Annotated in this window: 14 protein-coding genes; 8 read left to right on the forward strand and 6 right to left on the reverse strand. The window is 44.4% G+C overall.

The window, feature by feature from the left end:
* Nucleotides 1-282: 282 nt before the first annotated feature.
* The gene (treS, locus tag QUB51_RS19435) at nt 283-3,654 is read right to left on the reverse strand and encodes a maltose alpha-D-glucosyltransferase (protein WP_333052865.1); all 3,372 of its coding nucleotides are present in this window, start codon (nt 3,652-3,654) and stop codon (nt 283-285) included.
* Between the two features lie 744 nt (nt 3,655-4,398).
* Here treS and QUB51_RS19440 point away from each other — a divergent pair.
* Entirely contained in the window at nt 4,399-4,629 is a 231-nt protein-coding gene (locus QUB51_RS19440; RefSeq protein WP_333052866.1) for a photosystem II protein, Psb35-related, read from the forward strand.
* A gap of 293 nt (nt 4,630-4,922) precedes the next feature.
* On the opposite strand, the gene QUB51_RS19445 is transcribed toward QUB51_RS19440, so the two are convergent.
* A complete protein-coding gene (locus tag QUB51_RS19445) occupies nt 4,923-7,862 on the reverse strand; it encodes an AAA family ATPase (protein WP_333208618.1) in 2,940 nt (979 codons plus the stop codon).
* A gap of 406 nt (nt 7,863-8,268) precedes the next feature.
* On the opposite strand from QUB51_RS19445, the gene QUB51_RS19450 reads away from it, so the two are divergent.
* The 3 genes from QUB51_RS19450 (at nt 8,269) to QUB51_RS19460 (ending at nt 12,736) form a co-directional block, all read left to right on the forward strand.
* A complete protein-coding gene (locus QUB51_RS19450) occupies nt 8,269-9,684 on the forward strand; it encodes an MBOAT family O-acyltransferase (RefSeq protein WP_333052868.1) in 1,416 nt (471 codons plus the stop codon).
* A gap of 5 nt (nt 9,685-9,689) precedes the next feature.
* Nucleotides 9,690-10,679: a DUF459 domain-containing protein gene (locus QUB51_RS19455; protein WP_333262799.1), complete on the forward strand. Its 990-nt coding sequence runs from the start codon at nt 9,690-9,692 to the stop codon at nt 10,677-10,679.
* A 281-nt stretch (nt 10,680-10,960) separates the two neighbouring features.
* Nucleotides 10,961-12,736, forward strand: coding sequence for a hypothetical protein (locus tag QUB51_RS19460; RefSeq protein WP_333262801.1), 1,776 nt, complete (start codon nt 10,961-10,963; stop codon nt 12,734-12,736).
* A gap of 111 nt (nt 12,737-12,847) precedes the next feature.
* On the opposite strand, the gene gloA is transcribed toward QUB51_RS19460, so the two are convergent.
* From gloA to QUB51_RS19480, 4 genes are all read right to left on the reverse strand, one after another.
* The gene (gloA, locus tag QUB51_RS19465; protein WP_333052871.1) at nt 12,848-13,276 is read right to left on the reverse strand and encodes a lactoylglutathione lyase; all 429 of its coding nucleotides are present in this window, start codon (nt 13,274-13,276) and stop codon (nt 12,848-12,850) included.
* A 110-nt stretch (nt 13,277-13,386) separates the two neighbouring features.
* Nucleotides 13,387-13,899, reverse strand: coding sequence for a cupredoxin domain-containing protein (locus QUB51_RS19470; protein WP_333052872.1), 513 nt, complete (start codon nt 13,897-13,899; stop codon nt 13,387-13,389).
* Nucleotides 13,900-13,918: 19 nt separating this feature from the next.
* Nucleotides 13,919-16,174 (reverse strand): heavy metal translocating P-type ATPase, encoded by a 2,256-nt coding sequence (locus tag QUB51_RS19475; protein WP_333262804.1) that lies wholly within the window; start codon nt 16,172-16,174, stop codon nt 13,919-13,921.
* Between the two features lie 285 nt (nt 16,175-16,459).
* Nucleotides 16,460-16,660: a heavy-metal-associated domain-containing protein gene (locus tag QUB51_RS19480; protein WP_333208623.1), complete on the reverse strand. Its 201-nt coding sequence runs from the start codon at nt 16,658-16,660 to the stop codon at nt 16,460-16,462.
* 319 nt (nt 16,661-16,979) lie between these two features.
* Between QUB51_RS19480 and QUB51_RS19485 the strand changes: the two genes are divergently transcribed.
* The 4 genes from QUB51_RS19485 to QUB51_RS19500 all read left to right on the forward strand — a co-directional run bounded on the left by QUB51_RS19485 (nt 16,980) and on the right by QUB51_RS19500 (nt 23,539).
* Nucleotides 16,980-17,711: a DUF305 domain-containing protein gene (locus QUB51_RS19485; RefSeq protein WP_333262808.1), complete on the forward strand. Its 732-nt coding sequence runs from the start codon at nt 16,980-16,982 to the stop codon at nt 17,709-17,711.
* A 348-nt stretch (nt 17,712-18,059) separates the two neighbouring features.
* Entirely contained in the window at nt 18,060-18,257 is a 198-nt protein-coding gene (locus tag QUB51_RS19490) for a hypothetical protein (protein ID WP_333208625.1), read from the forward strand.
* Between the two features lie 193 nt (nt 18,258-18,450).
* On the forward strand, nt 18,451-20,295 hold the full coding sequence (locus QUB51_RS19495) for an efflux RND transporter periplasmic adaptor subunit (protein WP_333298295.1): 1,845 nt from the start codon (nt 18,451-18,453) through the stop codon (nt 20,293-20,295).
* A 112-nt stretch (nt 20,296-20,407) separates the two neighbouring features.
* Nucleotides 20,408-23,539, forward strand: coding sequence for an efflux RND transporter permease subunit (locus tag QUB51_RS19500; RefSeq protein WP_333262814.1), 3,132 nt, complete (start codon nt 20,408-20,410; stop codon nt 23,537-23,539).
* Nucleotides 23,540-23,576: the final 37 nt, after the last annotated feature.

A 23,576-nucleotide genomic window follows, 5' to 3' on the forward strand; every position in this document is an offset into this window, starting at 1 on the left:
CCGTCCTTTTTGGACGGGCGGGACGCCCATCCCACTTTCAAGAGTGGAAGTTATTTAATTCTCATTCCTAATAAGGTAGGGGCGGGTTAACAAAAAATATCTGCTCATAATTGACAATCTCAAAAACCCGCCCTTTTAATCGCGGTAACTCGATCGGACACGATCTCAAATCGTTATCAAAGCAGATTTCGTGTCATCTAAGGTGCGTGACTTTCCAGCATCTCGCTGTTAATTGAGGATCTAAAAAGTCACGCACCCTAACGAGTATAGATAAACCCGCCCTTATAAATTCAGCAATTCTACAATCCGCTGAAGCGGAATGTGCGCCCAATCCAAGCGGTAATTAAGTTCGTAGGCTAGCTCGGCAACCGCTTTTTCCAAAATGTAAGCATCCAGCAAAACTTGTAGTTCCGGTATAGATTTGGGCAAGAAATCTGCATCGGCTGCTGTTGCCAAATAACTCTTGACAAAAGTGAGGCTGACCCAGCGGTGCCAAACGTTCGCCCACTGCTGCATCTCCGGGAGATTTTCAGGGCGAATCATGCCACTTTCTACTTCATTGCGGAGTGCCAAAGTAACAGCGTAACTTATAGATTGCAGCATTCCCGCAACATCTCGCAGGGGCGACCTCTTCATCCGCCGCTCGCTTAAGGGTCGATCGCGTTCTCCTCCGAAATCAATAATTACGAAGTCTTTGCCTGTATAAAGAACTTGCCCGAAATGAAAGTCCCCGTGACAGCGAATTCTATCGGCGGTGATTCTCAAGTTTAAAATAGACTTGAAACGTTCCATGATCAACTCTTCGCGGTTGAGGAGCTTTTGCGCCGATTTTTGTATTTCTGGTGGCAGTTTAGACAGCCGTTTTTTCAGATCCAGCAAAGTTCTTCCCGCCAGATTTCTCATGTGTTGATAGATGGAACGCTGGTAAAAGGAGGTGAAGTTTTCTGGGGCAAAAGCGGGATTTTCTGTGTCAGAAGCTAAAGCCAGGTGAAGTTCGGCTGTCCGTTGACCTAAAAGTTCGGCTGATGCTAAGTAAGAGCCGATGAGTTCGCGAGCTAATTCTGGAATTTCTAGCGATAAATCGGCTACTAGCGAGTTTTGCTGCCGCTGGGTTTGTCCGGTCAAAGCGTTCGGCAAATAATTTTCGGGGGCAGTAGATAAATTATCGCTGGAATGCTTTGCTTCTACTGTCATTACTTGCTCGAAATAGTCGCGCAGTGTGTCTAATGTATAAGACCAAGCATCTACGCTGTCGGGGATTAATTTTTGTAGGATTCCGACTGTAAGGACTTGTTTGGCTGGTGTGTGATATTCCAATGCTCCGGTAATTGGAGCGTAGTGTTGGATCGAGTTGCGCTCTGTTAAAAAGCGTCCGATTTCTAATTCAGGGTTAATACCTTCCTCGACTTTTCGCAATATTTTCAGGACGAAGCGGTCGCCGTAACCTGCAGATGTATTGCTTTGTTCTTTTTTGAACAGGTGAGGTTCGAGCTGCGCTAACTCTTCTTCTGATTTGAATGCACTGTCGGCAATTCCTAGCAGTTGACCTGCAACACCTCTGTAACTGCGAGAATTGGCGATCGCCCCCAGCAGTGCGCTCAGAAAACCTTTCTCCCCAGCAGCATCAAATAGTACCCCGATTTCCTTTTTGGTTTCTGGGAAGTGCAGGCGCGCGATCGCCCGATCGTCCACATCGCCTTTAATCTCTTCCCACCCTAAAGGCAAAACGTAAGTTTCCGGCATACCTTCAGTATAATTCAACTGCAAAAACAGAATGTAAACTTGAGATTCCTCTCCCGCGCTATCTTTACATTCAATCGGTAAAACCTCACTTATTTCTAAAGATTGAATTGTCCGATCTGAACCGCTAAACCAGCGATTCCGCCGCAAGTATCCCGGCAAAAGATTAAGCAGCATATCGCTTAACTGACTTGTAGCAAAAGCAGTTTTCCAATTACCTATGACCGCCAAAGTAGGCAAGTCTGTGGGCACACCGTGCAGCGAAAAATCTTCGTGTTTAACAGTAAGAGTAAACCAGTAAAACGTGTGAGGACTCAAACTCAAAAAGTAAGGCGAATCGCCAACAGCAGGAAACTCCGTGCGGCCGAAAATCTCCACCGGAACAGCACCTTTAAAGGGCGCAAGGTCTAATTCTGCCGTCTGGACAAAGCGCGACAAATTAGCCACTACGAGGATGTGTTCGTCTTGATAAGTACGTACAAAAGCTAAAACTTTGCGGTTTTCCGGGTATAGGAATTCGCAAGTTCCGCGGCCGAATGCTTGGAAGCGCTGCCGAATTGCAATCAGGCGTTTCATCCACCACCAAAGAGAACTCGGATTCGCCCGCTGCGCGTCCACGTTAACAGATTCGTAGTGATATTCAGGGTCAACAATTGGCGGTGCGTAAAGCCGCTGCGGGTTAGCACGACTAAAACCGGCATTGCGATCGCCACTCCACTGCATCGGAGTTCTCACCCCGTTGCGATCGCCCAAATAGATATTGTCTCCCATGCCAATTTCATCGCCGTAGTAAAGCACCGGCGTACCCGGAAGAGACAGCAGCAAAGCATTCATCAACTCGATACGGCGGCGGTTATTTCCCATCAAAGGAGCCAAACGGCGGCGGATGCCCAAATTAATTCTCGCCTGAGTGTCTTGAGCGTAAACCCGATACATATAATCTCGGTCTTCATCACTCACCATTTCCAGCGTCAATTCATCATGATTCCGCAAAAATAATGCCCACTGACAATTATTGGGAATATGCGGAGTTTGCTGGAGAATGTCGCTAATTGGGAAGCTATCTTCCATATGCAAAGCCATAAATAAACGCGGCATCAGCGGAAAATGAAAGTTCATGTGACATTCATCCCCAGCAGCGTAATATTCAACTGCATCCTCCGGCCACTGATTCGCCTCAGCCAGCAGCATCCGGTTCGGGAAGTTTTCATCTACGTGCTTCCGCAATTGCTTCAGGAATTGGTGAGTTTCTGGCAGGTTTTCGCAGTTAGTACCTTCGCGCTCGTACAGGTAAGGCACCGCATCCATCCGCAGTCCGTCTACTCCCAGCGCCAACCAGAAATCTACCACATCTAAGATGGCTTGGCGGACGGCCGGATTGTCGTAATTCAAATCGGGTTGGTGCGAATAAAAACGGTGCCAGTAATAAGCTTTTGCTACCGCATCCCAAGCCCAATTAGATGTTTCAAAATCTTGGAAAATAATCCGAGCATCTTGATATTTTTCCGGCGTGTCGCTCCACACATAAAAATCTCTTTCGTTACTGCCTTTCGGGGCCCGGCGCGCTCGCTGAAACCAAGCGTGCTGGTCGGAAGTGTGGTTCACAATCAACTCAATAATGACTCGAATTCCACGCTGGTGCGCTGCTTCTAAAAGGTCTTTAAAGTCCTCTAATGTGCCGTAAATCGGGTTGACCGTAGTATAGTGAGATGTATCGTAGCCGTCGTCTCGGAGCGGCGAAGGAAAAAATGGCAGTACCCAAATGGCTGTGACTCCCAAGTTTTGCAGGTAATCCAGTTTTTCTGTCAGTCCTCTAAAGTCGCCGATCCCGTCTGCATTGCTGTCGGCAAAAGCGCGAACTGGTACTTCGTAAATAATCGCGTCTTTGAACCACAACGGGTCGTTATTTAACATTGAGTTTGGCATGATTTGTAGCGATGATTGGTAATTGGTAATTTTTACTTAAAGTTTGGTAATTGGGATTTGTTAGTTCCCATCCAAACTGATAAATCATAACTTATAATTGGGCCGCTATTCATCATGCCAGCCCCAGACTTTTAATCGTAATTTATGAACGCAAAACTTATAATTTCTTAACTATAAAATCTCAACAATCTGTTTTGCTATTTCGGACACAGTTAACAATCCGGGTACTGTGCTACCTACCGATGCGCGGTGCACACCCTACCAAGGCGTGTCAATCGATTTTAGATTTTAGATTTTCGATTTTCGATTGAAGCACTGACCCCACGGATAAATTCGGGGGCTTACTTATCGGATACAGGTTTTTTATTTCTGGGTCCTGAGTCTGCGAAGGAATGAATCCGGGGGCTTGTACCCTGGATGCTTGATTGTCAACTTAAGCCTGAAACCCCTCTGTATCTCTCGCTGGTAGCCCAGTCTAGATCCCCCTCGCATCCCCCTTGATAAGGGGAGTAGGGGTTGACTTTGAGAACACTCTTGTCCCCCCCCTCTTATTAAGGGGGCTAGGGGCGATCGACTCCTTGTTGACACTAAGCACACCTACAGACTCAGGGTTAGGTGCGGTATTTACTACCTGCCGGACGGTTGCCACGACATTACAGTACCTTGACGTTGATTGCTAATTTTCGTTACATTAGTTTACATAAAGCAACAAAAGTTAAGGAAAAAGTAAAAATGACTATTGTAATCGCTCTTTTAATCGTCGGTTGGGTAGCAGCCTCAGTAATTGGCACTCAAGCATATTTCCTGGGCGAACAGTCAAAGCCTATCCACGAGCGGAATTGGAACGATGAATCTTTTGAAAAATTGGCTGTAGCAATCACAGCAACAGAGATGGATTACAGCGTTCGCGTTCCCGCCTACAGCATGGATGCTTACGGCAGCCGCACCATCTCGAATTCTTGATATCAAGTAACAGGTTTCACTATTTTCAATAACAGGCATCTTGCCTGTTCCTAATTTTCAATAACAGGCAAGATGCCTGTTCCACAAGAGAATTGATTATTTGTGGAACAGGCATCTTGCCTGTTCCTAATTTTCAATAACAGGCAGGATGCCTGTTCTACAAGAAAATTGATTATTTGTGGAACAGGCATCTTGCCTGTTCCTAATTTTCAATAACAGGCAGGATGCCTGTTCCACAAGAGAATTGATTGTTTGTGGAACAGGCATCTTGCCTGTTCCTAACTATTCGGCAACTACAAACTGTTACCTGCTAGCGCCGGACGAGACTCTTTTTTGCGAAATTGCAAAGAGTTATTTTCACAGTCGATCGCAATTGTATCACCTTCGACAAACGCATTTTCCAGAATCTTGTTAGCCAGCGGGTTTTCCAACTCCCGCTGGATGGCGCGTTTCAAGGGGCGAGCGCCGTAAACCGGGTCGTAACCGACATCTGTGATATGGTTTTTCGCCGCATCGGACAGTTCCAAAGTAATTTTTTGCTCTGCCAACAAACGCTCGATCCGCTTCACTTGGATACTGACAATTTGCCGCAGTTCGACCTTGCTCAAAGTGTGGAACAAAATTATCTCGTCCACCCGATTGAGAAATTCCGGCCGGAAGTGCGATCGCAGCGCTGCCATCACCCGTTTTAACATCTGTTCGTACTCTTGGTCTGTCTCCCGTTCTTGAGTCAATAAATTTTCATTTTCAGTCTTGTTTTCACTCTTACTTACACTATCAACCTCAACTCGCTGGGCCGACACCTCAACAGTACCGTCTGCCGCCACTTTATAATCTGTCTTTTGACTTGACAAATCTTTCGTTTCCTGCTTCCGGCTAGCAGGTTTTTTGACGGTTTTTTCCTTCTTAGTAAACACGTCTAAAATGTGGTCGCTGCCGATATTGCTAGTCATCACAATTACGGTATTTCTAAAGTCAACCACTCGACCTTGAGAATCGGTAATTCGGCCGTCATCCAACACTTGCAGCAAAATGTTAAATACGTCCGGGTGCGCTTTTTCCACTTCGTCAAACAGCACTACCGAATAAGGATGTCTCCGCACTGCTTCGGAAAGTTGTCCCCCTTCATCGTAACCGACATATCCGGGAGGAGCTCCTACCAACCGAGAAACGCTGTGTTTCTCCATGTATTCCGACATATCGATGCGGACGATCGCATCATCGCTGTCAAACAAAAACTCCGCCAACGCCCGCGCTAACTCAGTTTTGCCGACGCCTGTGGGGCCCATAAACAAGAAAGAGCCGATCGGCCTGCCGGGGTCTTTCATGCCCGCCCTAGCGCGCCGAATTGCCGCCGCCACGGCTGTTACAGCTTCCTCTTGACCGATGACTTTTTGGTGCAAGTGTTTTTCCAATTGCAGCAATTTTTGGCGTTCTGATTCCAACAATCGGTTAACCGGAATGCCCGTCCATTTAGCGACAATTTCCGCAATATCGCCCTCAGTAACTTTTTCGCGCAGCAGGGAAGAACCTTGAGCTTGCTGTTTCAAAAGTTCCGCTTCTTTCGCTTCGCGATCGCGCACCGCCGTTTCCAACTTGCCGTACTTTAACTGGGCGGCTTTATTCAAATCGTAAGCCCTTTCTGCTTGTTCGATTTGGACTCGCAGTTGGTCTTCTTCTGCTTTCAATTTATTGATTGCATCCAACAACTGCTTTTCGCCCAACCACTGAGAGGACAATTTTTCCTGCTTAACTTTTAAAATGTCAATCTCAGATGTGATGCGTTCGACGCGGAAGCCGAGCCCAGGGGCTAGAGCTCCTTTTCCTTCGCCTTCGATCGACAATTTTTCCATTTCCAACTGCATCACCCGGCGGTCGATTCCTTCCAATTCCACAGGTTTAGAGGTAATCTCCATTTTCAAGTGGGCGGCCGCTTCATCTACCAGGTCGATCGCCTTGTCCGGCAAAAAGCGATCGGAAATATAGCGAAAAGACAGAGTTGCAGCAGCTACCAGGGCCGAATCAGTAATTTTTACCCCGTGGTGGCGTTCGTAACGGTCTTTCAATCCGCGCAAAATCGAAACAGTATCTTCAACGCTGGGTTCGCCGACAAATACTTGTTGAAAGCGGCGTTCCAGGGCTGGATCTTTTTCAATATTCTTGCGGAATTCGTCGAGAGTTGTAGCGCCGATGCAGCGCAATTCGCCTCTCGCCAACATGGGTTTCAACAAATTTCCCGCATCCATTCCCGAACCGGAACTGCCGCCGCCACCAGTCCCGACAACCGTGTGCAATTCGTCAATAAATAGGACAATTTGCCCGTCGGAATCGATGACTTCCCGCAGGACTGATCGCAATCGTTCTTCAAATTCGCCCCGGAATTTTGCCCCAGCAATTAAACTGCCCATGTCAAGGCTAAATAGCTGGCGATTTTTCAAAGATTCCGGTACGTCGCCGTTGACAATTCGCTGGGCTAAACCTTCGGCGATCGCAGTTTTTCCGACTCCGGGATCGCCAATTAACACTGGATTGTTTTTTTGGCGGCGGGAAAGAACTTGTACCACGCGGCGGATTTCCTCGTCGCGGCCGATTACTGGGTCGAGTTTGCCGGCTTTGGCGGCTTCTGTCAAATCGCGGCCGTACTTGCTGAGGGCGTCGGAGTTAGCTTCCCCATCTTGATCTTGGGCTTTAGCGCTGCTGCGGCTGCCTTTCCCGGTTTCGGAATTTTTTTCTTGGGCTTTAGCAGTGGCGCGGAAAGATTTGATGGCTTCTTCTAGTTTTGGTCGATCGAGTGTACCGGCTGGGGGTTTGCGATCGTAACCGGGGCGACCAGGCGGGCCGTCGCCTTTTGTCAGCAACCTGCGGCCGACTCGTTCGTCTTCTACTAAGCCAATTAATAAATGTTCAACGGCGATAAAATTATCTTGCCAAGTCGCCCTGGTGGCCTCGGCAACATCTAACATCACTTCTAAGCCGCGACCGAGGTATAGTTGGTCAGCGTTGGCAACTCTGGGCTGTCGTTTGGCAAAAGCATCTAACTGCTGGGCCAACCGGGGGGCATCGACTCCAGCTTTGCTGAGAATGCTGTTGGCCTGACCTTGCTGTTCGAGAAGGGCGATGGCTAAATGTTCAACCTCTAGCTGCTGATTGGCAAAGCGGCGGGCTACATCCTGGGATTTGACAATGGCTTCCCAGGCTTGATCTGTAAATTTGCTAGGGTCTGTTGGCTGCACGTTGGTTCCTCGCAATCAAGGGGATTCCTGTTGTTATCCGTTAATACATCGTCTCACAACCATCATAATCTTTAAACAGGATTATGAATTTATGAGTGCGGTTAACTAGGGCGGAAGTTGTGAAATAATTGACAAGATTGAAAAAGCTTACAGTCCGTAATCCACCCCGAAATTTGCTGCGGTGAGACTCACATCTTGCGCCATTCTCCAGAACGGGCAAGATGCCCGTTCCACAAAAGATAAATTTTCTTGTGGAACAGGCCGAAAAGCCTGTTCATAAAAGGCTAACTGACAATGGTGCAACATATGAGTTCAGACAGACTAGGGCGATTTCCTTCGGGATAGGTTCGCTGGCCGTACTTATAAAAATATTGCCACAAACAAGATTTTTTATCGGCTGAGATATATGCTATTTCCCACTTACCAATTTTTAGTATTTTTCCTAATTATTTTTAGCGCGATCGTCTCTGTGAAACCCCAAGTCGATTTGTATAAAATTGTCTTGTTAGTTTCCAGTTTATTATTTTATTCCTTTTGGAGTTTTGACTTTCTCTTGCTCCTGATTTTCTCTACAGTCTACAATTATATCATTCTCCGGGTGCTCTGCAAGAGTAAATATAAAAAATTTGCTTTAATCTCCGGTCTAATTTTCAACATTGGCTATCTCGGCATCTTTAAATATTACAACTTCTTTGTAACTTCCTTATTTGAGGTACTGAATCAGCTACAAATTCCCGCCGACTTTCCAGTTTTGCAAATAATCGCCCCCGTCGGCGTGTCTTTCTACACTTTTAGAATAATTTCCCATTTAATCGACTGCTACCAGCAAAAAATCCCTTGTCCGAATTTTGTAGACTATGCCGCCTACATTACCTATTTTCCGCAAATTGCCTCCGGGCCAATCTCGCGAGCTCGCGAATTTTACTGGCAGCTAAATTCACCGGAAAAATACGACTATAAAATTGAAGAAGTTATAGTTTTGATTTTGTCTGGACTCTTCAAAAAATATACTTTATCGAGCTTTTTGTTTAACTTCACTGACTTGCCATTCAAAGTCCCGCAGCAGTACAGCAGCATCGATTTAATCCTCGCGGCAATTTCCTATTCCTGTTTGATTTACGTAGATTTCAGCGGCTACTCGGATTTAGCCAACGGCATCTCCTGTTTGCTGGGTTTCAAACCCATTGCTAACTTTAATATGCCATACCGATCGCTCAGCCTGCAAGAATTTTGGAAAAGGTGGCACATCAGTCTTTCCGAGTGGCTGAGGGATTACGTTTACTTTCCCTTTGGCGGCAACAAATACGGCAAGTTGAGGAAGTACGTAAATTTACTGATGACAATGGCGATCGGTGGATTGTGGCACGGCGCAGGTTTAAACTTTATTTTCTGGGGAGCAATTCACGGTTTAGGATTAATTGTCAACCATTTATGTAAAGATATCCCCCAAGCTATCCACTTTAAATTAGACTATGCCTTTCCCAGATTTGCTAAATTTTGCAGTTGGTTGTTAACATTTAGTTTTGTTACTTGTAGCTGGGTATTTTTTGGCACTCCCAACTGGGAAACGGCGGTGAGCTTTTTTCAAGGAATTATCCATCCTGTCGTCGCAACTTTTCAATTTAACTTCTGGCAATTGTATTTAGTAATTGCAGTCATTGGCGCGATCAACTTGTGGGGCGATCGCATCTCCGAACTATTGCAAACCGTACTGTCATTAAAAAACATTTTCTTTCGGGTTGTCTTAGTTTCGCTGCTCGTGTATACTATCTTGATGTTGGGGCCTAGTACCGTTCCGCCTTTTATTTACTTTAATTTCTAAGACATATGAAAGACCGGGAAATTTTGCTGATTGTTACTTCTGTAATTCTCACTTTAATATTTTCAAACTTATCATTATTTCTAAAAAGCTTTGCTTCAACTCCTTTCGCAAGTCCAGAAATTAAACAAGCCGCGCGCCAGATAAAAATAGACGGTTTCCGAAAATCAGAACAAGATTTTTGGAGCAAAATTAAAGATATTAACTTCGATAACCTCCCCAAAGAATCAGAACTTCCTCCTGTCCAAACCGAAACAAAAACTGCCGTTCAACCCCCTAAGCCTGCCACTGCTAAAAAACCAACTCAAGGGAAAAAAACAACCCCAGCTAAACCCAAACTGACCATACCTTATCGCAGATTTTTATTTATTGGAGATTCCGTAATGTTCGACTTAGGAATTCAACTCCAGTACACTCTTAAGAAAAAATACAATATCGCCGATACGAAAATTGACTACAAGGTGTCCACGGGATTAAATCGGATAGATTATTATGACTGGTATGCCAGAACTAGACAAATTCTTAATAATTACCAGCCGGATGTAGTGATAGTTTTGTTTGGAGCCAATGACCGTCAAAATATTATAGATTCTCAAGGAAAAGCCCGGGCTGTTATGAGCAAAGAATGGCAAAAAACTTATCAAGAAAGAGTTGAAAAATATGCCAATTTACTGGATTCGTCATCCGTGAGAAAAGTGTATTGGGTCGGTCAATCGATGCCCAACAAATCTTCCTATCTCAAAGCTTTTCCCATCATGAACAATATTTATAAGACTGCCAGTAAATCTTCATCAAAAATCGAATTTATTTCTACTTGGGAGACATTTGGACAAGGCGGAAAATTTGTTCCAGTAGTTGCTAATAAATCGGGTAAGCGAGGCTATGTAAAAAATAATGACGGCTTGCACTTTACCTCCCACGGAGCTCAAATTATCAGCGACTTAATCGTTGACAAAATGGTGAGCGACAAAATCTTAAAAGCTCCGACCAAGAAATGACGAGAGTAGGTTGGTTTTTGTGACTCAACTCAACCAATTTTTTTGACATTTCACCGATTAATGCAAGATAATATATTTAGTTTGGGACGCACATTGGTCTCGATCAACTAGGTTTATAGGGAAAATCTAGGATTGAGTTATAATAAATTTACTCATGAAACCGGGTTTATAACTCCCTATGCGTCCAGGACTAATATTGACAAAAAGCCACAGTAAATGTAATGCTGAATTCAGCATCCAACAACGGCCTCCATATCTAGCAATTGTCATGGCGACAAATTATGACGAGCAATATGTGGAAACTTGATCGCACTAACATCCCTGAGTCAATGGGGTGCAGTGGCACAGCGCTAATCTTCACTCTCACTAAATATACTCAACCTTGGCAAAGAATAAACCTAGTTGAAAAAATCCTGCAACAGTGCGGCATCGAGCCTTTTGCTGAAGTTTTGGGCGTACCCAACAGCGGAATATTCAGAGAAAATATACCGGAATCCGTCAGAAAACCGCATCCGAATTTGCTGTTTCGCGCTTTGGCAATTCAAGCATTGGGGAAGGTGCGAGAGGGGCTGATATCAAGTGAGAGAACGGCTAGAGCAAGTAATTTTAGCAAAAATCTGCTGGCGGCGTTAGAACAGGAAGCACGAGGGGGCTCGACTCCTTTAATTCGGTGGTCTGCGGCTGTTAGTATTAAGTCAATGTGGTTGGATGAAGTAGGGCAACAACAAGGCAAGGAAGGTGCTGTCAATTCCACAATCAATGCAGGGGAAATTGAGCGGCTGGTTGTAGAAGAGCAAATTCAACTATTAGCAAGCAACAAATTTGCTTTGGACGACAGCCGCAGACATGACAGCGGTAAGGAATATGAGAATTGTCTCGATTTTTGGGTGTACGGCCCTAGCTGGCTGCTGCCGAGCCTGCCAATGGATTGCGAGGAATATCTGTTTTGGATCGATCGAGTATTTGCTGCGATCGCACTTAGGGATTCCTACAAATTGAATGCCGAAAACGATGCAGCGGTAACAAACTTTTTGGAAGTTGCGGAAAAGAATTTTAATGACTTAGAATTCTCCAAAATACTTGCCACAATTTTTGATTTCCTGCACCACCCGGAAGCGAAAGTCAAAAATCTAGCTGCCATTATTTTAGCACCCTACAAAGACAAGCTGGAGCAAAAATCGGCGCAGATTCTGACAGCGATCCTATATAAATTTCAGGTAAAATATAAGCCTTTACAATCCCTGACTCTTCCCGAAATTGAGGAGTACAAAGCGTCACTGTATTTCGGTAAAATGGAAATTGACGACTTGTATTGTGAGGCTTTGGCGCTGTGCGGCGAGCGGGATGTCGAACTCGCAAGTTTCTTGTCAGCTAAACAGAGGGAATACCAAAATACTGTAGATGAGCAGATCAACAATCTCAGCAAGTTAGTTAAGTCGATCGTAGATTGCCAGAGCTTGTTAGATGCAAATAGGGAACTTTTGTATTTAACTATAGAGCGGCTGCAAAAATGGGATTACACCCTAGGTCATAAACTGTCTGTGCACCGCAAGAAACTCCAAAATCTCAGTTTTGACAAAAGCACATCCGAGCAGTGCATAAACCTCGACAACGAGCTAAATTCTCTCAGAGATTCTTTGCAATATACTTTGTATGAAGTCACATCCAAAATTAACAGCCTAATTAGAGATTTAGAACTTTCTGTGTCTAAAAATCACAAGACTGCAACAGATATCTTTAAATGGACATGGGTATTGTTCGGGGTGTGGTTTTCAGTAGGGCTGCTCTTGTATTTATCGGATTCAGTGATTAACTCGCTGTTTACCGTCAGCTACACAAGCGAATTTCTAGTTTGTTGGAATATTTTATTTAGTGTAATGCTGGTATTTTTGTTAGTATTAGCTATGTTTTTTTCGGCGATCGCTGCTTTAGACAAGCGCCGAGAATCTAAATTAATTCCTAAATTTGATAGCTTAAGCCAAATAGGGAGCAGTTTTTCTGTCTTGTGGCAAAAAATATATTTGCAGCAGTTTGTACCGTCGGTGCGATCGCATTAAAAGTGTTAAAAACCCCCTAAATCTCCTCAGTAGGGTGCGTCAGAGAAAGAGTTTCAACTTAACTCAAAAAAATTGTTTCTGACGCACCCTAGCAGGACTAGAGGACGAACTCTAAGATGCGGTTGTTGCTGCTACTTTCTGGGTGTTGCTACCTTGATTTTCCAGTTGAATTAATTCAACTTTATATCCATCTGGGTCTTGCACAAAAGCGATGACTGTTGAACCGTGCTTCATCGGGCCGGGTTCGCGACTAACTTTACCGCCACGAGCTTTAATTTCTTCGCAAGTACCGTAAATGTCGTCAACGCCGATCGCAATATGACCGTAAGCATCCCCTAAATTGTACTCTGTGACGCCCCAGTTGTATGTTAATTCCAAAACTGTAGTGTCGGATTCATCGCCGTAGCCCACAAAAGCCAGAGTAAATTTACCGTCTGGATAGTCCTTTTGCCGCAGCAATTTCATGCCCAGAACCTCAGTGTAAAATTTGAGGGACTCTTCCAGGTTGCCGACTCGGAGCATCGTGTGTAGTAGTTGCATTTAGCTCACTCCAAATTTTTTAAGCTTTAATCTATTTTAGCGATTTATTGCTGAAAAAACTCGCGCCTCAACCGTCGCAGTTCCCGCAGGTTGACAACTGTCTATTTGATTTAGCTTTGTACTTCCACCACACCCCGAAACATATTCATGCCGCAAGTAAATAGGTATCGTCCAGGTTTTTGAGGGGTGAATTCAACAGCCGTTACCTGATTTAGAGGCAATTCTCGCACAATGTGAAAATCTGGTAACAACACTTTTTCAAGACAACTGTTGGGGTCGCGCCTCAAGAAATTGAGCCTGACTAATTGACCTGCTTTCACAACTACAGTGGCAGGCTCATAACCCCCGTCTACAGTAATATTCAACTCTTGTATACCCTGAATAGATTCAGCTTGCTGCCCTTTAGATTTACTGAACAAAAACCACCACAATTCTAAACCTATTAATGTCAAACCACCTATTGTGACGCCAACTTTTAAACCTAGTGGCTGTTCAATGCTGCGGAATTGAGTCGTTGAAGTAGAATGCTGGACGGACATTTCTGAAGCTTGAACTCCCGATGCAATTCCCATCACAAGTCCTAAACTCGCGAGACTTCCCGAAATTTGACGATGGTGTAACATTTTTCTCATTCCTCCAAATTTATGCACTAGATTTGGCTTGAAAATTCCGCAAGCGCAAAGCATTAGTAACTACAGAGACTGAACTGAAAGCCATTGCTGCACCGGCGATAATTGGATTTAGCAGCCAGCCAAATATGGGGTACAAAATGCCAGCAGCGATCGGGATTCCAGCGATGTTGTAAATAAACGCAAAAAACAGATTTTCGCGGATGTTCCGCATGGTGGCGCGGGAAAGTTTAATTGCTGTAACTATGCCTTGCAAATCGCCTGAAATTAAGGTAATGTCGCTGGCGGCGATCGCCACATCTGTGCCGGTGCCGATCGCAATTCCCACGTCAGAAGCGGCCAAAGCCGGTGCATCGTTTATCCCGTCTCCCACCATCGCGACAATTTTTCCTCCCCGTTGCAGGGCTTGAATTTGAGCTGCTTTTTGGTCGGGTCTAACTTCGGCAAAAACGCGAGTAATGCCCACGGATTGGGCGATCGACTCCGCCGTCGCGCGATTATCTCCAGTCAGCATCGCCACCTCCAAACCGAGCTTTTGAAGCGCTTTCACCGCCTGCGCTGACGACGGTTTGAGGGCATCCGCAATGCCCAGAATTGCCTCTATTTTGCCTTCTACAGCCATCCAAACAACCGTTTTGCTCGCAGCTTCCAAAGCTCTCGCGCGCAGTTCCAGATATTCAGTATCGCAGCCGAGTTCCTGCATCCACCTCACCGTTCCCAGGGCGATCGACTTTCCGCCTACAACCCCGCGAACACCACTCCCCGCGATCGCCTCAAAATCCTTAACATCCGTCAAATTCACCTCTTGAGATTGAGCATACCTCACAACAGCTTCCCCCAAAGGATGCTCCGAATTTCGCTCTACAGACGCCGCCAATTGCAGCAACTTTAACTCATTGCTATTCGCCGTTCCTTTAATTGTCACAAAATCAGTTACAGTCGGCTTGCCTTCAGTAAGAGTTCCTGTTTTATCTAATACGATAATTTGGATTTTATGAGCCAATTCTAAACTCTCGGCTCCTTTAATTAAAATCCCATTTTCTGCACCTTTCCCAGTTCCCACCATCACAGCAGTCGGAGTCGCCAAACCCAAAGCGCAGGGACAGGCAATAATCAGCACTTCCACCATTGTCACTGTGGCTAGAGTGAAGTTTCCCGTCGCGTTAAACCAGATAATGAAAGTAGCTAAAGCGACGGCAATTACTACAGGAACAAACCAACCAGTCACTTGGTCTGCTAACTTTTGGATCGGTGCTTTTGACCCCTGTGCGTCCTGCACCATCTTGACAATTTGAGCTAAAAATGTATCTTTGCCAACTCTTGTCGCCCGAAACTTGAAACTGCCAGTTTTATTAATTGTGGCTCCGATAACTTCGTCGCCAAGCTGCTTTTTGACAGCCAAACTTTCTCCCGTAACCATTGCTTCGTCTACCGTCGAAGCCCCCTCAATTACCTCTCCATCTACGGGGATTTGCTCTCCCGGCCGCACCTGCACGATGTCGCCAATTTCCACTTGGGCGATCGGCACTTCCAACTCTTCCCCGTTGCGAATTATTCGAGCAGTTTTTGCTTGCAAACCCATGAGTTTGCGAATGGCTTCGGAAGTCTCTCCCTTCGCCCGATTTTCTATGGTTTTCCCCAACAAAATTAAGGCAATAACGCTGGCGGCAACTTCGTAGTAAACGCCAGAATTTAAACCTTGGGCTGTGAATAAACCTGGGAAAAATGTCACAAATACAGAATAAAAGTAAGCAGCACTTGTACCCAAGGCAATCAGAGTATCCATTGTTGCTACCCGCCGTTTTAGGGATTTCCAAGCTCCCACATAAAACGATTTCCCGCACCAAAATTGTACGGGTGATGTCAGCACTAATTGCAGCCAATAATTGTGCAGCCATGCGGGAATAAATGGCAGGTGCAAGCCGGTCATCGCTGGAATAGAACCCACCACTAGCAGGATGCTGATGATACCTGCTGTCCAGAGTTTTCGCTGCAAGGTTTGAGATTCCGATTTGCGATCGGCTTGTTCGGAATCATCCTCTGGCGCCGCCATTTCTGGAAGCGGCAAAGCTTCGTATCCCGCATCATCAACAGCAGATTGAATTGTTTCTAAGTCGGTTTGCTTGGAGTCGTATTGGATGGTTGCTTGTTCCATCCCAAAATTGACATGACACTCAATTACGCCGGGAACAGATTGGATTGCTTGTTCGACAGAGGCAGCACAAGAAGCACAACTCATGCCCCGCAATTTAAGTGTGAGATTGTCCATAGATGCCCTCCTAACTTATAAAGTTACCTTCTGTCTTCAAATGACCGAAAGCCCCCGGATTCATCCGTCCAGAAATAAAAAACCTGTATCCGAGAAAATTGCCCCCCGAATTTATCCGTAGGGTCAATGCTTCAATCTAAAATCTAAAATCTAAAATCGATTGACCTCGCCTAAAAACGGATAACGTGCGACGTACTCCTGTCGTGGAGAATCAAAAATTTTAGACTCTTGTTAAATCTCCCAGATTCAAAGCTGCAAGTAAATCTCAAATCTCAAATCTCAAATCTAAAATTGACTTGTTGGATAGCCAGCAGATGCGATCGCTTTCCTAACTTCACTTTCCGACTTAGCGGTGTGAATCGTGACCAATTTTGTCTTGAGATCCGCCTCAACGGTTGAGGCTGAGTCAATGGCTTGGACTGCTTTTGTGATTGTAGTCGCACAAGCAGAACAAGCCATCTTAGGCACTTTTAGCTGTAATGTCATAATTTGAACCTCAGCAGAAACTACTCTGCTCAATCAATGAATTAACTCTATTGTAAAGTCTCCAGTACACTGGAGAGTCAAGGGGAATTGCAAAATAAATCAGGAATTTATGAAAAAAGTGGTTTGACACGCTACCCATAGGGGTAAGGCGCGCACTGTGCACATACATAATTAGGTTGTGAGTTCTGTAAATCTTAACTTTGAGTGCGATCGACAGCACAGCAATAATTCTTTACAAGTTTGCCACAAAAATTTCATCCTAATTTCATTTATATGTGAAAAGCTGAAAATAAATGGCCATTTTAAGGATATAAGCTCTATGAAACCAATTTCATTGAAAACAGGCTTTGCAGCGCTGATGTTGACCGCCACAGCCGCTTTTACCAGTGGAGTGCTTGCAGCTTGTTCAAATGCCCCTTCCAGTGAAAGTCCCGCCCCAAATGTTACGGCTGCAACCGAAGCAAACAACAAGCAAGACGTGGTACAAGGCGGTGGCATGGGTGGCATGAATCATGGCATGAATCATGGCATGAATCACGATATGTCAATGGATTTAGGCCCTGCTGATGCCGACTACGATTTGCGATTTATTGATGGCATGACAGTACACCATCAAGGTGCTGTAAACATGGCTCAAGATGTGCTTAAACAATCCAAACGCCCGGAAATGAAAAAACTTGCCACTGATATAATTGCTGCTCAAAACCGCGAAATAAATCAAATGAAAGAGTGGCGAAAAACTTGGTATCCCAAAGCCAGCAGTACGCCGATGGCTTATCACGCTCCCATGGGTCACATGATGGCAATGACTCCCGAACAAATGCAAAGCATGATGATGAGCATGGATTTAGGGGCCGGTGACGACAAATTTGACTTGCGATTTATCAATGCGATGATTCCTCACCACGAAGGAGCTTTAGTGATGGCCCAAGATGCTTTGAACAAGTCAAAACGCCCAGAAATGAAGAAATTAGCTCAAGAAATTCTGACTTCGCAAAAGCAAGAAATTGAGCAAATGAAACAGTGGCGGCAAGCTTGGTACAAACAGTAATTTAGCAGCCCTAAACAAAACGTGACCCAAATCCCGAAAATGAGTGACATTAATCACAGTAGCTCAAGAGTTCCGAAAATACTTGCTTCACAAAAGCAAGTAATTGAACAAAGGAAAAAGTGGCGACAACCTTGGTAGACAAAGTAATATAGCTCGACTGTGGCTGTCAGCATTTGTCTGACTCCACCTCAGTTTCTTGAGAGTACCTACACATACTGTAGATAATGGAGCCGCCCTACCTCTAAAGTAGTATAAACTTACGTAATAATACTGTAGACAATTGCTCATCTCTACCTCTAAAGTAGTAGGTAAGTCAGTAAAAAGCTATATGGATAGAGAGGGTAGTGTATGATATTGAATAGCTTGGAATTAAACAACATTTATAAGTCAAATGCAGCCGTAGATGAGCTACTGAGCGCATTGACAAAAGAAATTGCAGCGCCAGCAGAGATAAAAAAACCTGAAAAAAATCTAAAGCATAATCGCTTGTCATTAGGCGAAACTTATCTTCATATTTTAGAATCTGGTGGGCATCTGGGCTGCTGAGGCGAAATTTCATCCTAATTTCATTTGACCCTGAAATACTAGGTTGAGTAGAGCATTTCTAGCTCTTGGTCATTGCTTAGCGGTCGCTTCTTGGAAAATGCTAATAAGTAACTTTACTTAATGGGTATCAGTTACTTACCTTGGCAAAATACCAACTGCTAAACCTGTGGCACTCAACCTGATTTCAAGGACAATGCCAACGATGATAATTCATAAATATGCTCAATCTCCAGTAATTATTAGCAGCTTTTCGGGAATTTTGTTCAGCCTAATTTTGCTAACTTCTCCGGCTGTCGTTTTTGCTCACGCGGGACACGGAGATGAATTTCACCAAAGCGGCGAAACAACTCAAACTCCTGCTGCTATTTCTGTCGATGCGGAAACATCGAAGCGGATCGGAATTAAAATCTCCCCTGCCACGCGCCAGAGACTAGATATCGGCATTAAAACTACTGGAGAAATTGAAACTTTACCTAACCAAAAAGTAGAAGTGACGGCTCCTGTTGCTGGGAAAGTAGTAGAGTTACTGGTTAAGCCTGGGGACAAAGTATCAAAAGGTCAACCGGTGGCGGTTTTATCGAGTTCAGAATTAGGACAGTTGCGGGTTGAATCTCTCTCGAAACGTGCCGAAGCTGAGGCAGATTTGCAGCAAGCAGAAGGGGATCTAAAACTAGCACGAGAAAATTACGATCGCCAAAGTCAAATATCCGCAGCAGAAATCGCCCAAGCCCAAACCCAATTAACAGCGGTAACTAAGCAGTACCAGCAAGAACAAGAATTAGTAAATAATCGTTCCGTGGTGCAAGCCGCTAAAGAAAACTATCAGCGTCAAGTTGAAATAGCGCAAGCAGAAATAGCGCGGGCAGAAACTGAACTGACAGTGGCTAAAGAACAGTTCGATCGCGACAAAGAATTAGTGGCATCAGGGGCGATCGCGCGGCGCACAATGCTGGAATCGCAAGCCCACTTCGCCGAAGCACAAGCCGCTGTTGCTAAGGCAAAAAGCCGTCCTGAAGTTATCAAAGCCCAAACCGAAATTAAACAAGCCGAAGTAGACCTCCCAATGCGGGAATTGCGGGAATCTCAAGGCAGAGTAGCAGACGCAAAAGCTCAACTTACCAGAGCTCTGAGCCGTCGGGAAGTCCTAGAAGCCGAGAACCAACTCAAACGCGGCAAAACTGCCGTAGAAGTCGCTCAGTCGCGCATTCGCTTGGCTGATGCAGCCTATCAAGCGCGGCTGCAACAATTAGGAACTGTTGCCAACGATCAAGGACTCGTTACCGTAGTTGCTCCGATTTCGGGCACGGTAGCCGATCGCGAAATCACCCCCGGAGAATCAGTAAACTCGGCGGAAAAACCGCTGATGAGTATCTTAAACGACAGCAGCGTTTTTGCCACAGCAAATATTTACGAAAAAGACCTGAATCAAATCCAGTCAGGTCAAAAAGTAATGGTAAAAATTGCTAGTTTCCCTAACCGCACTTTCACCGGAATAATTAACTTAATTGGCTCTGTGGTAGAAGGTGAAAACCGGGCTATTCCTGTAAAAGCGGAAATTGATAATAGTGATGGTGTTCTCAAACCGAATATGTTTGCGGAATTAGAAATATTAACCAGTCGAACTACAACACCAGTTCTGGCAATTCCTACCTCAGCAATTGTAGAAGCTAATGGGAAGCAGTTGGTTTACCTGCAAAATGGCAATGCTTTTCAAGCCGTTGAAGTTACTTTAGGTAATACTTCCGGGGATTTAATTGAGGTGAAAAATGGTTTGTTTGAGGGAGATTTAATAGTTACTCAACGCGCTCCTCAACTTTATGCTCAATCTTTGCGAGGTGATAGTAAACATTCAGAATCTGAGGAAAAAACGGCATTAACTCCCAATGGAATAGAGGCTAGTTTTAATAGTTTTCCAATGCCTCTATGGTTGGCGGGAGTAGCAGGAGGAACAATCTTATGTACTGTAGCTTTCTTAGTTGGGGTTGTGGCTGGTCGCCGCAAGAGCGATCGGAAAGTGGTGGGAACTAATAAAGTGTGACCATTAGCCTTAACTTTAATAAACATAGTTTCGGCGAATAATCCGCTTTTGCTCCTAATTTTATATTCTGATGTCAAAGTAGCTCAAATAATAATTACCACTATTTCACTTCATGCTCAACTCAATCCTCAAATGGTCGATCGCTCAACGTTGGCTAGTTGTAATCGCTGCAATAATAGTCACTTTTTTGGGTAGTTATAATTTAACTATAATGCCCCTTGATGTTTTTCCTAATTTTGCCCCACCTCAAGTAGAAATTCAAACAGAAGCTTCGGGATTGGCCCCTGAAGAAGTAGAGTCTTTAATCACTTTACCAATTGAAAGCGCAGTCAATGGAACTCCGGGGGTAGAAACCGTGCGATCCTCTTCGGCGGTAGGTATTTCAGTTGTTCGAGTAATTTTCAAAGCCGATACAGATATTTATCAAGCGAGACAATTAGTTGCTGAACGTTTACAGCAAACCCGATCAAAGTTGCCTCAAGGTGTTGAAGAACCACAAATATCTCCTGTATCTTCTCCGATTGCCACAATTTTAATGTATGCCTTCACCCTAAAAGCAGAAGGAAAGGAGCCAAATACTGATTTAATGGAAGTGCGACGGTTAGTCGATCGAGATGTCACTAACAGATTACTTGCTGTGCAGGGAATATCACAAGTCATTGCCTATGGAGGTGATGTTAGAGAGTATCAAGTTTTGGTCGATCCAGTCAAATTAACTGCATTTAATATCTCTTTAGAAGATGTGACAAAAGCGGCACAGCAATCAAATACCAATGCGTCTGGGGGATTTTTGACTACACCCGATCGCGAAGAAATTATTCGTGGCGTAGGTCGGATTGAAACCATTGAAGAATTGGCCGAATCAGTAGTAATATCTAGGGATGGAAAACCCATCAAATTACGCGATGTAGCAGAGGTAAAATTAGGAGCAGCACTAGCTAGAGGAGATGGTAGTGTTAATGGTGAGAGAGGAGTGGTTTTACTGGTAAACAAGCAGCCTCAAATTGATACTCCAACTGTGACCAGAGAAGTTGAAAAAGCAATGGAGGAAGTGCAAGCCGGATTACCCCAAGATGTGAAAGTACAAGTAACTTTTCGCCAAGAAAGTTTTATTGATTCTGCTATTGAAAATGTCCGAGATTCCCTACGAGATGGCATCATTATTGTTTCAATAATCATGCTGATGTTTTTGATGAATTGGCGCACAACTCTCATCACTCTCAGCGCCATTCCCTTGTCGGTGCTGATAGGAATGTTGATTTTATCATGGTTTGGGGAAGGCATAAATACTATGACTCTTGGGGGATTGGCAGTAGCAATTGGTTCCGTTGTGGATGACTCTATTGTGGATATGGAAAACTGCTATCGGGGATTGCAGAAAAATCAAGTAGATGGCAAGCCTAAAGATGATTTTGAAATTGTTTATAGCACTTCGGTAGAGGTTCGCACCAGTGTAATTTTCTCTACCGTAATCATTGTTATTGTATTTGCGCCGATTTTTTCTTTAACAGGAGTAGAAGGGCGAATATTTACCCCAATGGGAGTGGCTTATTTAGTTTCTATTATGGCCTCTACTTTTGTAGCAATGACTCTTTCCCCTGCTCTTTGCGCGATCTTATTAGCAAATCGTCAATTGCCATCGGATGATACTTGGGTGTCGGCATTTAGCCAACGGCTTTATCGTCCTGCTTTGAATATGGCAATTAATCGTCCGAAATTCATCTTATTGCCAGCCATCGCTGCTTTTATTGCTTCCTTAATTGTGCTTCCCTCACTAGGAAGAGTATTTTTACCCGAATTTCAAGAGCGATCTTTAGTTAATACAATGTTACTTTATCCTGGGAGTTCCCTGTCTGCTACTAATGATATGGGACTTTCAATGCAGAATGCTCTCAAAGATGACCCTCGATTTACAGCAGTACAATTGCGATCGGGACGTGCGCCCGGTGATGCTGATGCCGGAGGGGTAAATTTAGGACATTTGGATGTAGAACTGAGCGATATTGGCATTAAAAACCGAGAAGAAAGTATTGCCAAAATTCGAGAGGAATTTAATAAATTACCGGGTGTGGCTACCAGCGTGGGAGGCTTTATTTCGCATCGGATGGATGAAGTGCTTTCAGGAGTGAGAAGTGCGATCGCAGTGAAAGTTTTTGGGCCTGATTTGACAGAATTAAGAGCGATTGGAAAAGAAGTGGAAACAGCTATGGGCGAGGTAAAAGGTATTGTTGATTTGCAGTTAGAACAACAAATTCCCATTCGTCAGTTACAGATTAAATTTGAGCGAGCTTCGGCTGCACGTTACGGACTTACCATTGGAAGTCTTACAGAAACTATAGAAACTGCCTTGAATGGGAAAGTAGTATCTCAAGTCCTTAAAGAACAGCAGTTATTTGATCTATTGGTGTGGTTGAAACCGGAAAGTCGCAGTAATCTTGATACTATTCGTAACTTATTAGTTGATACTCCTTCTGGGCAGAAGATCCCACTCGCACAAGTCGCAAAAATTGAATACGGTACTGGCCCTAATACCATCAACCGCGAAAATGTTTCTCGTTTATTGGTTGTGGCTGCGAATGTGTCAGGACGAGATTTACGCTCAGTTGTTAATGAAATTAAGACCAAAGTACAACAGCAGGTAGTCTTGCCTTCAGGTTATTTTATTCAGTATGGTGGACAATTTGAATCAGAAGAACGAGCTACCCAAAATATAATCCTATTTGGTAGCTTAGGAACAGTAATTATTGCGGTGCTGATGTACTTTGCTGTCCATTCTTTTGCAGGTGCGGTGATGATTATGATTAACTTACCCCTGGCATTAGTAGGAGGAATTTTCTCGATTGCGATCGGTGGTGGCATTATTTCTGTAGCTTCACTGGTGGGTTTTATCACCTTATTTGGAGTAGCGGTTCGTAACGGTTTGCTTTTGGTGGATAATTTCAATCAAAAACTCAGCAAGGGAATGCCTTTCAAGCAAGTAATTAAAGAAGGTGCGATGGAAAGATTGGTGGCAATTTTGATGACAGCTTTTACCTCTGCTTTAGGCATGGTTCCCCTGGTAGTTGGTACAGGCGCAGGTAAAGAAATTTTGCAACCTCTGGCGGTTGTGGTGTTGGGTGGATTATTTACTTCTACAGCCTTAACTTTGTTAGTTTTGCCAGCTTTGTATGCTCAATTTGGGCATTTTTTACGACCTCAACAACCTCAGCCTGTTATTGAAGACGGGAAGGTAGCTAATGTGTGATATTTTCTAATTATTGTCAGTCAGCAAGGAGTCAAAC

Source organism: Microcoleus sp. AT8-A3, assembly GCF_036705675.1.
Classification (GTDB): Bacteria; Cyanobacteriota; Cyanobacteriia; order Cyanobacteriales; family Microcoleaceae; genus Microcoleus.

What these genes read in the sequence shown, in the direction of transcription:
- treS (WP_333052865.1), bottom strand. Translation starts at nt 3,654, where the DNA reads ATGTTAAATAACGACCCGTTGTGGTTCAAAGACGCGATTATTTACGAA.
- QUB51_RS19440 (WP_333052866.1), top strand. Translation starts at nt 4,399, where the DNA reads ATGACTATTGTAATCGCTCTTTTAATCGTCGGTTGGGTAGCAGCCTCA.
- QUB51_RS19450 (WP_333052868.1), top strand. Translation starts at nt 8,269, where the DNA reads ATGCTATTTCCCACTTACCAATTTTTAGTATTTTTCCTAATTATTTTT.
- QUB51_RS19455 (WP_333262799.1), top strand. Translation starts at nt 9,690, where the DNA reads ATGAAAGACCGGGAAATTTTGCTGATTGTTACTTCTGTAATTCTCACT.
- QUB51_RS19460 (WP_333262801.1), top strand. Translation starts at nt 10,961, where the DNA reads ATGACGAGCAATATGTGGAAACTTGATCGCACTAACATCCCTGAGTCA.
- gloA (WP_333052871.1), bottom strand. Translation starts at nt 13,276, where the DNA reads ATGCAACTACTACACACGATGCTCCGAGTCGGCAACCTGGAAGAGTCC.
- QUB51_RS19470 (WP_333052872.1), bottom strand. Translation starts at nt 13,899, where the DNA reads ATGTTACACCATCGTCAAATTTCGGGAAGTCTCGCGAGTTTAGGACTT.
- QUB51_RS19475 (WP_333262804.1), bottom strand. Translation starts at nt 16,174, where the DNA reads ATGGACAATCTCACACTTAAATTGCGGGGCATGAGTTGTGCTTCTTGT.
- QUB51_RS19480 (WP_333208623.1), bottom strand. Translation starts at nt 16,660, where the DNA reads ATGACATTACAGCTAAAAGTGCCTAAGATGGCTTGTTCTGCTTGTGCG.
- QUB51_RS19485 (WP_333262808.1), top strand. Translation starts at nt 16,980, where the DNA reads ATGAAACCAATTTCATTGAAAACAGGCTTTGCAGCGCTGATGTTGACC.
- QUB51_RS19490 (WP_333208625.1), top strand. Translation starts at nt 18,060, where the DNA reads ATGATATTGAATAGCTTGGAATTAAACAACATTTATAAGTCAAATGCA.
- QUB51_RS19495 (WP_333298295.1), top strand. Translation starts at nt 18,451, where the DNA reads ATGCCAACGATGATAATTCATAAATATGCTCAATCTCCAGTAATTATT.
- QUB51_RS19500 (WP_333262814.1), top strand. Translation starts at nt 20,408, where the DNA reads ATGCTCAACTCAATCCTCAAATGGTCGATCGCTCAACGTTGGCTAGTT.